Origin of the sequence: Haladaptatus sp. W1 (genome assembly GCF_001723155.1) — an archaeon.
Lineage (GTDB): Archaea > Halobacteriota > Halobacteria > Halobacteriales > Haladaptataceae > Haladaptatus > Haladaptatus paucihalophilus.
Genome location: NZ_MEIH01000325.1, coordinates 49627 through 62809, shown reverse-complemented (window position 1 = coordinate 62809; position 13183 = coordinate 49627). Strand labels below are relative to the sequence as shown.

Genomic DNA, 13183 nt, shown 5'->3' with positions numbered 1-13183 from the left:
CAACTTCTCCCCGATAATCAGCAATCGTTTCGAGCATCGCGATGGCGGCGAGATGGTACTCGTAATATGATTCGAGTGATTCCGGACCGATATCTGGATTCGTGACGATTGTTTCTGTTTGGGGAGATGCTGCTTGCTCTGCTGATTTTGCGATGTCTTCAGTCATCGCCTCTGAGGTATTTGGATTAAGGACGAGAATTGTATTCATCAGAGGGAACCTTGTATTACTGCTTCTTGGTCGCGGACTGGAAATCCTGCACCGCTTCTTCAACAGTGAGATACGGTCGATGGATGTCCGGGAACTGCGTATCGAGTTCGTAGCTGAAGCGCGTTATTTGTGAGGCCTGCACTGCTGATTCGGCGAGCGTATCTGGTTGGTCAAAGACTTCCCGCGGTGAGCCTTCGATCAATTCTTGTCCATGTTTGAGACAGATAACTCGATCACAGTACTGTTGTATAATTGGAATGATGTGGGTGACGATGATGATCGTTCTGTCTTCTTCTTCTTTGAGCCGACGAAGGAAATTCATGATCTCGATAGACTGCTGAGCATCTTGGCCGGTTGTCGGCTCATCAACGATGATTGTGTTGGGTTTCATCGCCAAGATCGAAGCGATTGCGACTCGCTGGCGCAACCCTTTCGTCAATGAGTTCGGGTGTTCGTCGAACAACTCCTCTCTTACTCCAGCGACTTGTGCAGCTTCGTGAGCGCGTGCATCGACCTCCTCATCACTCATCCCGAGATTTCGGGGGCCATATGCAATTTCGTCCCAGACCGAGCGATTGAATAACTGATGATCCGGGTTTTGGAACACATACCCAACTTTCTCAACAATTTCGTTTGCGCTTCTCTTTTCACGTGTATCGATTCCTTCGACTATCACGTCACCTTGCGTCGGTGAGAGCGTCGCGTTCAGACATTTAGATAACGTGCTTTTTCCGGCTCCGTTCTGTCCAATCAACCCAACGATTTCTGCCTCTTCGAAGGCAACATTCACACCGTTCAGGGCTTTCGTCCCATCGGGATACGTCAGGTGGAGATCGTTCGTTTCGATTAATTTTTCCATATTTCGTCCTCCGTTTTTGCTAGGTTTTCACAGAGCGAGACTGCCTCGTCAATTGTGAGCGGTACCTCGGTCTCCTGATTCGTTGCTGACTGGAGTTGACGCGCAAAGAGAGTCACTTCTGGTGCGAATAAGTTGGTAAGCTCCGCATCAGAGAGTTTTCCAAAGAACTGACGAGGTGGGTCTAAGTGTGTTATTTCACCGTTGTCGATAAAGGCGAGTCTATCCGCGAGCGGCGCTAAGTATTCGATATCGTGTTCTGCAATGATAACTGTCTTATCTTCCTTAATGAGCTCGCTAATTATTTCGAACACCTGTGCTTTCCCATGAGGGTCAAGCATGTTGGTCGGCTCATCGAAGACAAAAATATCGGGTTTCATGGCGATCACCGACGCGAGGGCCACCCGCTGTTTTTGTCCACCAGAGAGTTCTAGTGGCGATTTATCGAGTAAGTCTTCGATGCCAACTTTTTCTGCTGCAGCATGAAGGCGTGTATCGATCTCATCGACATCAAGACGAAGATTTTCGAGGCCGAAGACGATTTCGTCCATCACATTCATCATCGTGAACTGAAGTTCGGGATCCGAGAAAACGAAGCCCACAGTTGACGCCAGTTCACGCTCATTCATCTCCTCGACAGATGTCCCATAGAGCTTGACGTTGCCGTCTTTCACCCCATCCGTCGATTTTGGAATCATTCCACTGATGGACTTCAAGAGCGATGTCTTGCCGTTTTCGTTCGCTCCCACGATTCCGAGAACTTCACCTTCTCCAACGTCGAGTGTGATATCGTCCAGTGCGTTACTGTCCGCATGGAGATATCGCCAATTGAGGTTCGTAATTTCTACTGCTTTCGTCATGAGTTCACCGTTTTAATTATGATTGGACTGCGTTTCGAAGGTAATCGTACACGATTCCCTGGTCGTACTGGAACCATCCTTGGAACAGCGCAAGATAGAACACGACCAATGCAATTCCGATTGCTCCAATGATGACGACATAGTCGCGAAGATGCATCTGGTACTGTGTTTGAAGATAGTTCGGTCGACTCTTTTCGAAGAGGCTGAATTCGAAATCGTGGTATCCACGTGCAAACAGGGCATCTTCGATGTGCGTAATCCGCCTGATCGCAAGCGTGAACAGTGGAACAATGTACATGACGTAGTGTTTCACTTTGTTAGTCACGGACATTCCTCCAGTGTCGAGGCCTTTGGCGTGTTCGGCTTCTCGAATCGTCGATAAGTCGTCGAGGAATAGCCCTGCCGACCGAAACGCTAGTGAGAGGACGTACACGACACCGAACGAGATATTAAGTTGTCGGAGTGCAACAATGATGTCTCGTTCGCGATTTGTAGTCGCATAGAAGATCGCGGCGAAGACAAGGGCGATGATACGCCAGTAATTCGCGAATGCGAACATCAGTGGTTCGAAATATCCTGTTACGAAGCCCGTTTTGAAAGCGACCATCCCCGTTGTGTTCCCCGGGAAGAATAGATATGTGCCCACCATGAAGATGAACATCGTGACAATTAACGGGAAGAAGAATTTGAGTCGCTCAACGGTCACGTTTGCAGTCAATAAGAGCATTATCCAGATACCAACGAGCATTATATTTAGCTCGGTGGTAAGGACTGCAAGTGGGAGGAACGCGAAAATGACCATTATCGATAGGCGCGTCAATGGATGGAAACTGTACACCCATGATTCGGCGGGAACGTAACCGAATAACGTTTTTTTGCGTCTTTGCGTTGGGGCGTCCTTCGCTTCCACCCCCTTTTGTTCTGTGACCGGTAGGTTCGCATTGTCTTGCGTTGCCTCGTGTGTTGCCATCATATAGCATAGAGAGAGTTCAATGGATAAACGTTCAACCTCCCATGGGAGGTGGTGAACATCCTAATTGCCTTTGTTCACGAATATTTCTACTTTACAACATTTAATTAAATAATAAGTGATTTTGAAACTAACTTCTACCTCCCATGGGAGGTTATAGTCTTATCCACATTTGCCAAGTGGTACCTACTGTCATGCAAGACGGTGATGAATATGGGTTCGACTGAAAACATTGGTAATGTAGAAAAGGAATCAACTGGTAAAAAACCGGAAGTGGATGGTCGTGAAGTCTGGGAAGTTCACGAAGGCGAGCGTCGAGAATCAGGCCCCGTCCACGTAATAATGACTGCGCTCTTCATTGGGATCGGAATCGTCGTCGGTACCTTCGGGAGTCTCGCGGTTCCCATTGGTTTCGTATCGGCGTTCTGGCCCGGCCAAGCTGTCCAAGCAGTTGGGGCAGTCTGGTTCGGCGGATGGGGAATTATTGCTGGTACCATCTTCCCTGTCATTTCAAACACGATCAGTGGTTCCGCTCCGCTCCCAGTGTCGCTCGCGTACCTACCAGGGAATGCAGTTCAAGCTGGGCTAGCCGCATGGGCGATGAAACGATTCAATGCGCATCCAGCCCTCAAAACGAGGCGTGATTGGGCGATCTTCATCGTCTTCGGTGTCATCGCAGCAAACTTCGTCGGTTCACTCTGGGGTTCCGGTATCCTGCTAGCGTTCGGTCTCATCACGTCTCAGGCGTGGCCAGTCGTCTGGGTTGGCTGGTGGATCGGGAACACCATCCCTGGAATCATCTTTGGTGGAATCCTCCTGAAGTTCGTCTCACCGGTCATTATCGACAGCAAAGCCTTCGTGAAGAACTGGTGGGCGTAAGTCCCCGATTATCAATTTCGCTTTTCGGTCAGCCCGCATTCATCTACCGTTCGGTACCGGCGTGCCTCAAAATTAATCGAAAACAAGCGTGCCAGCGATACCCTCCCATGGGAGGTTGTGGGTTATTGACTGACGCAGAGTCATGGTTTCGTATGGCAATGGAACACGTGACTACTCTGGAGTGCACCCTGTGCGGTGAGACCTACGACCCGGATCAGATCATCTACACGTGCCCGAATCACGAGGGAGTCAAAGGCATACTCGAAGTGCAATATGACTACGATATCATCAACGATCGGTTCGACCAGCCACTTGACGGTGTTATCGACAGCCAGTGGAAATACCGTGCATTTCTCCCAGTTGATGACGATGCCGACCCCATCACCCTGAACGAAGGGGGCACCGACCTGTTCGACACGCCGAATCTGAGCGACGAACTTGGCGTCGACATCCGTGTTAAGGACGATGGGCGGAACCCCACCGGTGTGCTGAAAGACCGTGCGACGAGCGTCTCGGTTACGAAGGCCGTCCACATGGGGCAAGACGTGCTCACGTGTGCCTCGACGGGCAACGCGGCCGCATCTCTAGCTGGGTATGCGGCCCGCGCCGGACTGCCATGTCGAATCTTCGTCCCGGGCGCAGCCCCGGAAGGAAAGCTTGCTCAACCATTAGTCTACGGTGCAGACGTCTTGGCTGTCGATGGGAGCTACGACGAGGCATATGACTTGAGTATGGAAGTCACGGAGGAATTTGGGTGGTATAACCGCAACGCGGCAATCAACCCATTCCAGGTTGAGGGGAAGCGAACCGTCGGGCTTGAACTTGCAGAGCAAACGAAAGGCGATGTTCCGGACTGGCTCGTCTTCTCCATGGGTGATGGCTGTACGATCTACGGTGGCTGGAAAGGGTTCCGTGAATTCTACGAACTTGGCTTTGTCGACGAGACGCCCAAAATGCTCGGTGTTCAAGCCGAGGGGGCAAGTGCGATTCACGACACGTTCCACGACCATGACGACATCGATGAGGTTGCAGAAACGGTTGCAGACAGCATCTCGGTCGGTCGGCCGCGAAATACCGTCAAGGCCTGTAAAGCGCTCGAAGAAAGTGGGGGAACGTCACTCCTCGTCAGTGACGACGAAATTCTTGCAGCGGAAAAGACACTTGGCAGCGCAGAAGGAATCTATGCGGAACCTGCAGGAGCGGCCCCAATCGCAGGCGTTCAAAAGGCGCTCGACCAAGGCATCATCGAGTCAGACGAGAGCGTGCTTGCTGTCGTCACCGGATACGGATTGAAGGATACCAAAAGTGCGATGGAAGCCAGTGGTAAACCACAGCGCATTCAACCTGACCTGGCCGACGTCAACGCGCTGTATGGTGACGAACGCTCGTCGTCGCAATAAGGCGTAGTACAAATCAGGACGCGTTTACGCGTTTTTCTCGTTTTCTGGTCGGGATGAGCTCTCCCACTCCTCTGTCGACCGAAGCACCGTCCCTGACCGGTCTCCCGTTGGTTGCCCATCTTCGACCGCTATTGTTCCGTTAACGAGGACATATTGCATGCCATCAGCCAACTGCAATGGATTTTCGTACGTTCCATTCTCTTGTACCGTCTTGAGGTCAAAGGCCACGAGGTCGGCGTGATAGTCTTCAGCCACGCGTCCCCGGTCTGAAAGGCCAAGTACTGCCGCCGCATGCCCACTGGCTTTGTACACGGCAGTCTCAATCGACATCACTTCACGCTCTCTGACATACCGTTCGAGGATTCGAGCAAACGTTCCGATTGCCCGGGGATGGGGTTTTCCGCCGAAGATACCATCCGAACAGATGGTTCCTCGTTCATCAGCGAGGAACCGTTCGATATCTTCTTCAGCCATAATGAAGTCCGCCATCGTTACATCGAGGTCTTCTTCGACGAGTAAGTCGCACATCGCGTCGATTGGATCGAGATCGCGTTGGGCTGCAATCGAGTCAACCGTTTCGCCGACGTCCTGCCCACTGGCTGTATGGGTGATGAGAATGTTCTCCCACGTGCCCGCGGCCCGTGCAAGGTTTTCCCACTCGCCGTTGGATTCGATATCGGTGCGGATTTGCTCACGGATCTCGTGGTCTTGTAAACGGTCGAGAATATCTGACGAGTTCCCCTCTCGTGCCCAGGGGGGAAGTAACGCAGTGAGCATCGTTGATCCAGCAGTGTATGGATACTGGTCGAACGTTACTTCAAGACCGCGTTCATTGGCAGCATCGAGAAGGTCGATGATTGCTTCCGACTTGCCCCAATTGGCTTTTCCACCGACTTTGAGATGTGAAATATGTGGCTGACAGCCGCCTTCTTCACAGATACCGATATACCTCTCGATGGACTCAACGACGTAGTCGGTTTCGTTCCAGACGTGCGAGACCATGAAAGAGTTGCGTGCTTCTAGTGTTCGGGCTAACTCGACAAATTCGTCGTCACGACCATAGGAACTCGGTGGGTAGATCATGCCCTTGGACATTGCGAAGGCACCCTCATCGATGGCTGTTCTGAGCTCCTCGCAAACTGTGTCTATTTCCGCCGTCTCGAGTTCACGCGTTTCGAAGCCCGCGACCATAGAACGAAGATTCCCATGCGGAGCATAGTAGGCGCAATTGACCGCTGGCTCAGTTACCTCCAGTTCGTCGAGGAACTCACCGATCGAATTCCACGACCAATCGTCTTTTGTCCCTAACAGCGATTGGACGCGTTTTTGCCACTCGTCTTTGAGCGTTTCAGGCACAGGAGCCACACTGACACCGTCTTGTCCCATCACTTCGAGTGTAACTCCTTGTGTGAGCTTCTCCGGTGCGCCAGGATGATCGAATAGCCGAAGCTCCGAGTGAGCGTGCATATCGATAAATCCAGGTGCGAGGAACGAACCATCAAGGTCGATTATTCGGTCTGCACCAGCGGGATTATCTCCAACCCGCTTGATCGTGCCATCTTCAATGAGAACGTGTCCATCGTAGGGTGGCCGCCCTGTGCCGTCAACGATCGTCGCATTCTGAAATTCGATAGACTCTGCCATGTATGTGGGTTGCTTGCACGCGACAAAAACGGCACTACCTCCCATGGGAGGCTATTCAGTAAAAGGAAATGCCATCCTGTGATAGTATGACATGGATGTTGCGACAGTAAACAGTGAACGATTTCAGGACCGTTTCGAACTTTTCTGCCAGATTGGAGAAACGGAACGTGGTGGAGTAAATCGACCCTCTCTCTCGGATGCGAACCGAGACGCACGAAATCAGCTCGTTGAATGGTTCGAAGAAGCAGGACTGACGGTTTCTATCGACGAGATGGGCAATATCTTCGGTCGTCGAGACGGGAAAAACGCTGATGCCGCGCCGGTGTTATTCGGGTCACATATCGACAGCCAATACAATGGTGGTCGTTACGATGGCGTCGTCGGTGTTCTCAGCGCGCTTGAGGTGATTGAAACACTCAACGATGCGGACGTGGAAACTGACCGACCACTTGAGATTGTTGCATGGAGCAACGAAGAGGGTGTCCGATTCCAACCGGATATGCTCGGAAGTGGAGTTTTCACCGATATCTTTGACCTCGAATATGCGTATTCCCGTGAGGACAGTGATGGGTACGTCTTCAGCGACGAATTAGACCGGATTGGCTACAAAGGCGACGAGCCTTGTGAACCACGTGACCTTCACTGTTATTTCGAGCTTCACGTCGAACAGGGGCCATATCTGGACGAACAAGATTTGAGCATAGGTGTCGTCGAAGGTGTCTACGGCTTCTCTTGGCTCAATGCTAGTTTCGGTGGGAAAGCCGACCACGCTGGACCGACGCCGATGCATCTCCGAAACGACGCACTTGTCGCCACTAGCGATGTTATCAATGCTGTTCGACGTCTCACGGCAACCGGCGGGACGGATTTGGTTGGGACTGTCGGATCGGTTGACGTCTATCCAAACTCGATTAACGTCATTCCGGAACAAGTTGAGTTCACCATCGACCTCCGGTCATACGATAACGAGGTTGTTGAGCAAGCTGTCGAACAGATTCAAAACGAGATCAGATATGCTGCAGATCGGGAAGGCGTCAGTTGGGACTGTGAGGAGATTATGCGCGTCGACGCCGATCCGTTCGATGACGACTGTGTCGCTACGGTCGAACGGGCAGCTGAGTCCGTCGGCGCGGACTATATGCGAATGGTCAGTGGGGCAGGTCACGATGCGAACTATCTCAATACGATTTGCCCGACAAGTATGATATTCGTTCCAAGTGTTAACGGAATCAGTCATACCGAGGGCGAGTTCACAGAGTGGGATGATGTTGTGACTGGTGCGAATGTCCTCGTGCACGCGGTCACAGAGAAGGCTGCGATGACGGAAACGACTGAAATATCACAATGACAATCGACACGCTCCTCACTGGTGGGACCATCGTCACAGCCACCCACACGTTCAACGCGGATGTTGCAATTACCGATGGAAAGATCAGCGCTATTGGCTCACAAACAGATTTCCCTGCGGCTTCTGAGGTCGTCGACGTTTCTGGGAAGCTCGTAATGCCGGGGTTCGTCGACCCACACGTTCATATCGACGATTCAGCATCGATTGATACATACGAAACTGCGACCACTGCTGCTGCCTTAGGTGGAATAACCACTGTCATCGATTTCGCGTGGCAGACAGCGAACAACAATCCAGAAAACCCTCCACGGCCACTACTTGAAGGAATTGAACGGAAACAAGAAAAAGCAGAGGATGCGCTCATCGATTACAGCCTCCACGGAGGGATAACCGTTGAAACTGATAGCGTCCTTGACGAACTCTCTACGGCAGTCGAGATGGGCGTCACATCCTTCAAGATGTTCACAGCGTACGATTTCGGGATTTCAAACGGATTTATCTACAAGGTATTGGATCGAATCGCCGATCTAAATGCAGTCGGAGTGTTCCACACCGAAGACAACTCGGTCTGTGAAACCTTGGTGGAAGACTGCAAATCGAGGGGTCGGAATGACCCTATGTGGTACCCTCAATCACGGCCGGACTTCGCCGAAGCGATGGCCGCCGAGAATGTCCTCAGGATGGCGATGGACACAGGGGCAAAATATTACGGTATTCATACATCATGTAGAAAATCAGCAGAGGTCATCGATCGGTTCCGAAACGATGGTAGTCAGGTACGCGCAGAAACGTGCACTCACTATACAACGCTTGATGACTCAGTCTACGAAACACAAGGAAACCTCCCACTCATCGCGCCACCGATTCGAAAACCAGACGACATCGAGGCGATGTTTGAATACCTTCGGTCTGGAACGCTCGACATCGTCTCGACTGATCATGCACCACATTCCAGTGAGAGCAAACAGGTCGACTGGTGGGATAGTCCATATGGGGCTGGAAGTCTCCAGAGAAGCGTCCCTGTGTTCCATGATGAAGCTGTGAACAGGCGAGGACTTGGGTATCCCTTCTTAGTACGAGTAATGAGTACAGCCCCTGCACAGATATTCGGATTGTCAGAGAAAGGGACGCTTGCTCCAGGAACTGATGCTGATATTGTCGTTTTCGATCCGGAGGAGACCAAACGCATTAGTGGGGATGAAAATGCATCGCGGGCCGATTTCACTATCTACGAAGGTCGCGACGTGACTGGAACAGTTCAGCAGACATACGTCCGAGGAGAACGCGTCGTTGACGAAGGAAATGTAGTGGGTCGACCAGGCCATGGTCAGTACGTCTCACGTTCACTTCCTGAGTGGGACCCCACGCGTTGAACCAGAGAAATTGATTGGTGCACGGGAACACACGAGCTATAGAGAATTAAAAAATGTATTGTTATTATCTAAATTATAATAAAATAATAATAAATTCATGATCACAGATTTCACACTTACCTGACCTGCATGTCCCCGACGATGGCAGGCGGTACTATAATACGATTTGACTGTGAGGTGTTCACACATGGCAGTCAACCACATTGAAACCCTCGAATGTGCACTTTGCAACGCGACATATGATCTTGATCCGGTCAGAGACGCGTATCCGAACCACGAGGGGGTATCCGGAATTCTAGACGCTAAGTACGACTGCGACGCGGTGAAGGAAACTGATAGTCGGAGCCCCGATCATGAGTGAGGACCTAGACGATTCGAACCACTACCCGACAGAACTCCCATCACTTGCGGCTACACTGGTCCGCATCGAATCCGAAAATCCACCCGGAAACGAGCGTGCCTGTGCCGAGTACATTCACGATTGGTTCCAACACCATGGGATCGAGACGACGCTGGTCACCGAGCCAGATGCCACTCGACCACAGGTCGGTGCTCGAGTCGGAACTAGCGATCCGACACTCGTCTTAAACGGTCATCTCGACGTTGTCCCTGCTGGCGATCCCGACGAGTGGACATACCCGCCATATGATGGCGTCATTGACGAGGGACGGCTATACGGCCGTGGCAGCGTAGACATGAAGACAGGAGTTGCCATAGCCATGCTCACGGCGTATACCCTCCGTGATGAGATTAAGGAAGGGGATCTCGACGGGTCGATCGTCGTCCACGCCGCGATAGGCGAGGAGACTGCCGATCCTGGGACAAAATCGCTCCTCGAAGCAGGCTTTGATGGCGATTTTGGGGTCGTTCTTGAGCCCACCGAAATGCGGGTTGCAACCAGTGAGAAGGGGATGGCGTGGTACGAAATCGGATGGCCGGGAGAACCGGCACATGCGAGCAGACCCGATCAAGGTCGTAATCCCATCGAACATGTTCAACCCGTTATCGACGCGCTCGCGGACTACGATGCCCGCCTTCGCGAGCGAAACGATCCACTATGTGGACGAGCGTATGGTACCGTCACACAGGTAATCGCAGGGGCCGATTCGAACAAGGCTGTCCTTCCAGAGCGGGCATACGTGACGCTGGATCGTCGGATTCTCCCCGACGAGACCATCGCCGGAGTGGACGACGAGGTTGCCGCACTGGTCGATGATCTCGAAACTGAACATGGAGTTACTGCCACATGGCAACGGCACGAAACCTATGCCTCGGCCGAAATCTCGGTTGATCACCCGCTGGCAGAGATCTTTCGAGAACACTCGGCTGCGGTCGCAGACGTCTCCTCCGAACCCTGGGGGATCAAAGCCTCGACCGACGTTCGAGACTTCATTAACAGTGCGGGGATTCCGGCCATCACATGGGGGCCCGGAAGTTTGGAGCAGGCGCATACCATCAACGAGTACATAGACCTAGCTAACGCAGAGGCAGGAATGATAATCCTCGAACGGGCGGCAAGAACTCTTCTGACGAGAGAGTCCTGAGCATTCAATTGAGCAACCGAGATAAGAGCAAGCTCATGAATCAACAAGGAAGCGAATTGTTCACAGAATCAGTTTATAAAGCGTCACAAAAGGCTGTAGATGCGTTCGAGAACCCGCGTTTATCCGTCGAACAAGGCACGCAACATACCGGTTACCGTCGAAACGAGAGAAGGGAAACTTAGCCTCACTACTCTAGTTGAACACCTGTTTGGGCTACTGCTTCTTCAAGAGATCCTTCCGCGATCAATTTAGCGGTCGAAGCAATCGTATCACTCAACTGTGCGTCCTCTCGTGGGAAATCAACAGACTCCTCAATACAATCAATCACGTTCAGCAACGGTTCACTGAGGGATATTTCTGGCCAACTGACACCACCGGATCGTACAAAGTAGTTCGGTCGCGAGGATATATCATGACTTCGCGATGCGTTGCTGGAGAGTCCGTGTTGCTATCTTCCCCATGCTATGGATATCCTCTTGGCCAGCAGAGACGGTAATTGAATGAGCACTACTCGAAGAATATCGTTGTCAGTCGCTTCCTCTGTATATCGGCCATTAAGTGTCACACTCTCTCATCTATCATCGTAGGCGTTAGCTCGTTCCCCATCATTATCCGTCCGGCATCATTCGCTCAATGGGGGGATAGTTAGCTCCAATCCTTCTCGCGTCCTGATCGTGCCGCCCCGACGCCAGACTGATTCTTCTCGCTGACGAGCGTTTTGTTGCCGTTCTTTACGTCGTTGACGGACCCAATTAATGAGATCATCGATTCGCACTGACGCGATACCAGTCGGATCCGGTTGTAGATGAGACTCTAAGAGCGCTCCAAGAAGTCGCCAGTAGACTCGATAGTCGTTGCCAACGCTTCTGCGTGCCTGCTGTATCCGTTCAGGGCGGTCTTGGAACTGATCTCTCCATACCTCTTCCGCCTTCCGACGGGCACTACGCACCGCTCCCGTCAGATCATTCCGACGGGCACTACGCACCCCTCTCGTCAGATCAGTACCGAATGTTCGAGCCTCGGAAAGCAGTCGTGAATGTGGCGAAATGGTGTTGTCGTTGAAGATCCAAGACGTTAGAATCCCTGAAAAATCCACAATGAAAAAGATCTTCCAAAGATTTTCGTTGGCGTCGCCTGGGATGCTGAGTACGCCCACCATGGTTGCAACGGCAATGGCAGCCGGCCCGGCTGCCTCGGCGAAGAAGCTGGACACGACTCCTGCCTGAGCCAGCGCTGAGGTTGCGCTAGTGATAGCACCCATCTCTATACCGGTGGTAATGAGGAGACTGAATACGGTAGCTGCATCTCCGGCTAAGGCTACAAGGTCGCTAGCTGCATCTTCGTACTGTTCCTGTTCCAGCTTTTGAATCAGCGATTCTGCCGTGAATGGTGCCCCAACAACAGGTACGGATGTGCCTGCAAGCCCCTCCCCAACGCCTCCACGAATGCTGAGAATTAACGAAGTCACAGCTGCTTTCGATGCACTACGTTCTTCGGGCGTAGCAACTGGCAATTCTCGCAGCAGGGATTCTAGTTCTTTAATACCGATGTCTTCTTTTTTGGCTTCCGTTCCGCCGCCACTTTTTTGTCGGGCTTTGGCAATCGCACGCACCGCGCCCCATCCAGTACGTTGGCTTTCTCCCGGCGCCGGAGCCCGAATTCTTTCGGTTTGTTGTTTAATAATTCCTCGGAGAACATCCAATGTTTCTTCAGGTGTCTTTGGTTTTCCCCTAACTATTTTTGGCGATGGGACTTTATTTTTGCCGTCTGGACATGAGAAATCCTCCTGCTCACGCTGAAGATGTCGTCCTGGGAAGTCACAGTACAACCAAAAAAGCGTCTCCCAACGGGATATTTTTGCAAATCTTTGAATCCTATCTACAAATTCCTGCTTAATAAGGAATTGGACCCTTCCTCTTTTGAGGTCTTTTTGCAAAAATTTATTTCTAAAATATAATGATATTGGGGTTGGATTGTAAAATGGGGTTGGTTCAGTATTGATGGGACGAGCTGAATCTGTGTATAGTACCATCAAATCTTCAACTCGGAGTCTTTTTACCGCTTGATCAAAGTCTATTGGTGATTCAGGCATATCTACAAT

At 51.6% G+C, this 13183-nt stretch carries 12 protein-coding genes; 6 read left to right on the top strand and 6 right to left on the bottom strand.

Annotation, left to right across the window (positions count from 1 at the left end):
• The 4 genes from BG842_RS33205 to BG842_RS17910 all read right to left on the bottom strand — a co-directional run.
• A partial coding sequence (locus BG842_RS33205; RefSeq protein ID WP_394327486.1) for an aspartate/glutamate racemase family protein occupies window positions 1–208 on the bottom strand: 208 nt, incomplete at its 3' end.
• Window positions 209–224: 16 nt separating this feature from the next.
• Window positions 225–1067, bottom strand: coding sequence for an energy-coupling factor ABC transporter ATP-binding protein (locus BG842_RS17920; RefSeq protein ID WP_069451842.1), 843 nt, complete (start codon window positions 1065–1067; stop codon window positions 225–227).
• Complete coding sequence (locus tag BG842_RS17915) at window positions 1055–1924, bottom strand: energy-coupling factor ABC transporter ATP-binding protein (RefSeq protein WP_069451841.1); 870 nt, start codon at window positions 1922–1924, stop codon at window positions 1055–1057. Before BG842_RS17915 ends, BG842_RS17920 begins: the two co-directional genes overlap by 13 nt.
• A 16-nt stretch (window positions 1925–1940) precedes the next feature.
• The gene (locus tag BG842_RS17910; RefSeq protein ID WP_175424204.1) at window positions 1941–2894 is read right to left on the bottom strand and encodes an energy-coupling factor transporter transmembrane protein EcfT; all 954 of its coding nucleotides are present in this window, start codon (window positions 2892–2894) and stop codon (window positions 1941–1943) included.
• A gap of 213 nt (window positions 2895–3107) precedes the next feature.
• Here BG842_RS17910 and BG842_RS17905 point away from each other — a divergent pair, with 213 nt between their 5' ends.
• Together BG842_RS17905 and thrC are read left to right on the top strand one after the other, a co-directional pair.
• Window positions 3108–3773 carry an MASE1 domain-containing protein gene (locus tag BG842_RS17905; protein ID WP_175424203.1) on the top strand — a complete coding sequence of 222 codons (666 nt, stop codon included), beginning with the start codon at window positions 3108–3110 and terminating at the stop codon, window positions 3771–3773.
• 152 nt (window positions 3774–3925) lie between these two features.
• Window positions 3926–5173: a threonine synthase gene (gene thrC / locus BG842_RS17900; RefSeq protein ID WP_069451846.1), complete on the top strand. Its 1248-nt coding sequence runs from the start codon at window positions 3926–3928 to the stop codon at window positions 5171–5173.
• A 24-nt stretch (window positions 5174–5197) separates the two neighbouring features.
• On the opposite strand, the gene BG842_RS17895 is transcribed toward thrC, so the two are convergent.
• A complete protein-coding gene (locus BG842_RS17895; RefSeq protein WP_069451838.1) occupies window positions 5198–6817 on the bottom strand; it encodes an amidohydrolase family protein in 1620 nt (539 codons plus the stop codon).
• Window positions 6818–6908: 91 nt separating this feature from the next.
• Between BG842_RS17895 and BG842_RS17890 the strand changes: the two genes are divergently transcribed.
• The 4 genes from BG842_RS17890 to BG842_RS17880 all read left to right on the top strand — a co-directional run bounded on the left by BG842_RS17890 (window position 6909) and on the right by BG842_RS17880 (window position 11082).
• Window positions 6909–8165 (top strand): Zn-dependent hydrolase, encoded by a 1257-nt coding sequence (locus tag BG842_RS17890; protein ID WP_069451837.1) that lies wholly within the window; start codon window positions 6909–6911, stop codon window positions 8163–8165.
• On the top strand, window positions 8162–9538 hold the full coding sequence (locus BG842_RS17885) for a dihydroorotase family protein (protein ID WP_069451836.1): 1377 nt from the start codon (window positions 8162–8164) through the stop codon (window positions 9536–9538). The genes BG842_RS17890 and BG842_RS17885 overlap by 4 nt, the downstream gene beginning before the upstream one ends.
• Before the next feature lie 187 nt (window positions 9539–9725).
• Window positions 9726–9899: a hypothetical protein gene (locus tag BG842_RS30075; protein WP_175424201.1), complete on the top strand. Its 174-nt coding sequence runs from the start codon at window positions 9726–9728 to the stop codon at window positions 9897–9899.
• On the top strand, window positions 9892–11082 hold the full coding sequence (locus BG842_RS17880; protein WP_069451835.1) for a M20 family metallopeptidase: 1191 nt from the start codon (window positions 9892–9894) through the stop codon (window positions 11080–11082). The genes BG842_RS30075 and BG842_RS17880 overlap by 8 nt, the downstream gene beginning before the upstream one ends.
• 622 nt (window positions 11083–11704) lie before the next feature.
• On the opposite strand, the gene BG842_RS29045 is transcribed toward BG842_RS17880, so the two are convergent.
• Entirely contained in the window at window positions 11705–13174 is a 1470-nt protein-coding gene (locus tag BG842_RS29045; RefSeq protein WP_139136175.1) for a hypothetical protein, read from the bottom strand.
• Between the last annotated feature and the right edge of the window lie 9 nt (window positions 13175–13183).

Excerpts from the sequence above, each read along its gene's own strand:
- BG842_RS17885 (WP_069451836.1), top strand. The coding sequence starts at position 8,162 with ATGACAATCGACACGCTCCTCACTGGTGGGACCATCGTCACAGCCACC.
- BG842_RS17895 (WP_069451838.1), bottom strand. The coding sequence starts at position 6,817 with ATGGCAGAGTCTATCGAATTTCAGAATGCGACGATCGTTGACGGCACA.
- BG842_RS17920 (WP_069451842.1), bottom strand. The coding sequence starts at position 1,067 with ATGGAAAAATTAATCGAAACGAACGATCTCCACCTGACGTATCCCGAT.
- BG842_RS30075 (WP_175424201.1), top strand. The coding sequence starts at position 9,726 with ATGGCAGTCAACCACATTGAAACCCTCGAATGTGCACTTTGCAACGCG.
- BG842_RS17910 (WP_175424204.1), bottom strand. The coding sequence starts at position 2,894 with ATGGCAACACACGAGGCAACGCAAGACAATGCGAACCTACCGGTCACA.
- thrC (WP_069451846.1), top strand. The coding sequence starts at position 3,926 with ATGGCAATGGAACACGTGACTACTCTGGAGTGCACCCTGTGCGGTGAG.
- BG842_RS17890 (WP_069451837.1), top strand. The coding sequence starts at position 6,909 with ATGGATGTTGCGACAGTAAACAGTGAACGATTTCAGGACCGTTTCGAA.
- BG842_RS17880 (WP_069451835.1), top strand. The coding sequence starts at position 9,892 with ATGAGTGAGGACCTAGACGATTCGAACCACTACCCGACAGAACTCCCA.
- BG842_RS17915 (WP_069451841.1), bottom strand. The coding sequence starts at position 1,924 with ATGACGAAAGCAGTAGAAATTACGAACCTCAATTGGCGATATCTCCAT.
- BG842_RS17905 (WP_175424203.1), top strand. The coding sequence starts at position 3,108 with ATGGGTTCGACTGAAAACATTGGTAATGTAGAAAAGGAATCAACTGGT.
- BG842_RS29045 (WP_139136175.1), bottom strand. The coding sequence starts at position 13,174 with ATGCCTGAATCACCAATAGACTTTGATCAAGCGGTAAAAAGACTCCGA.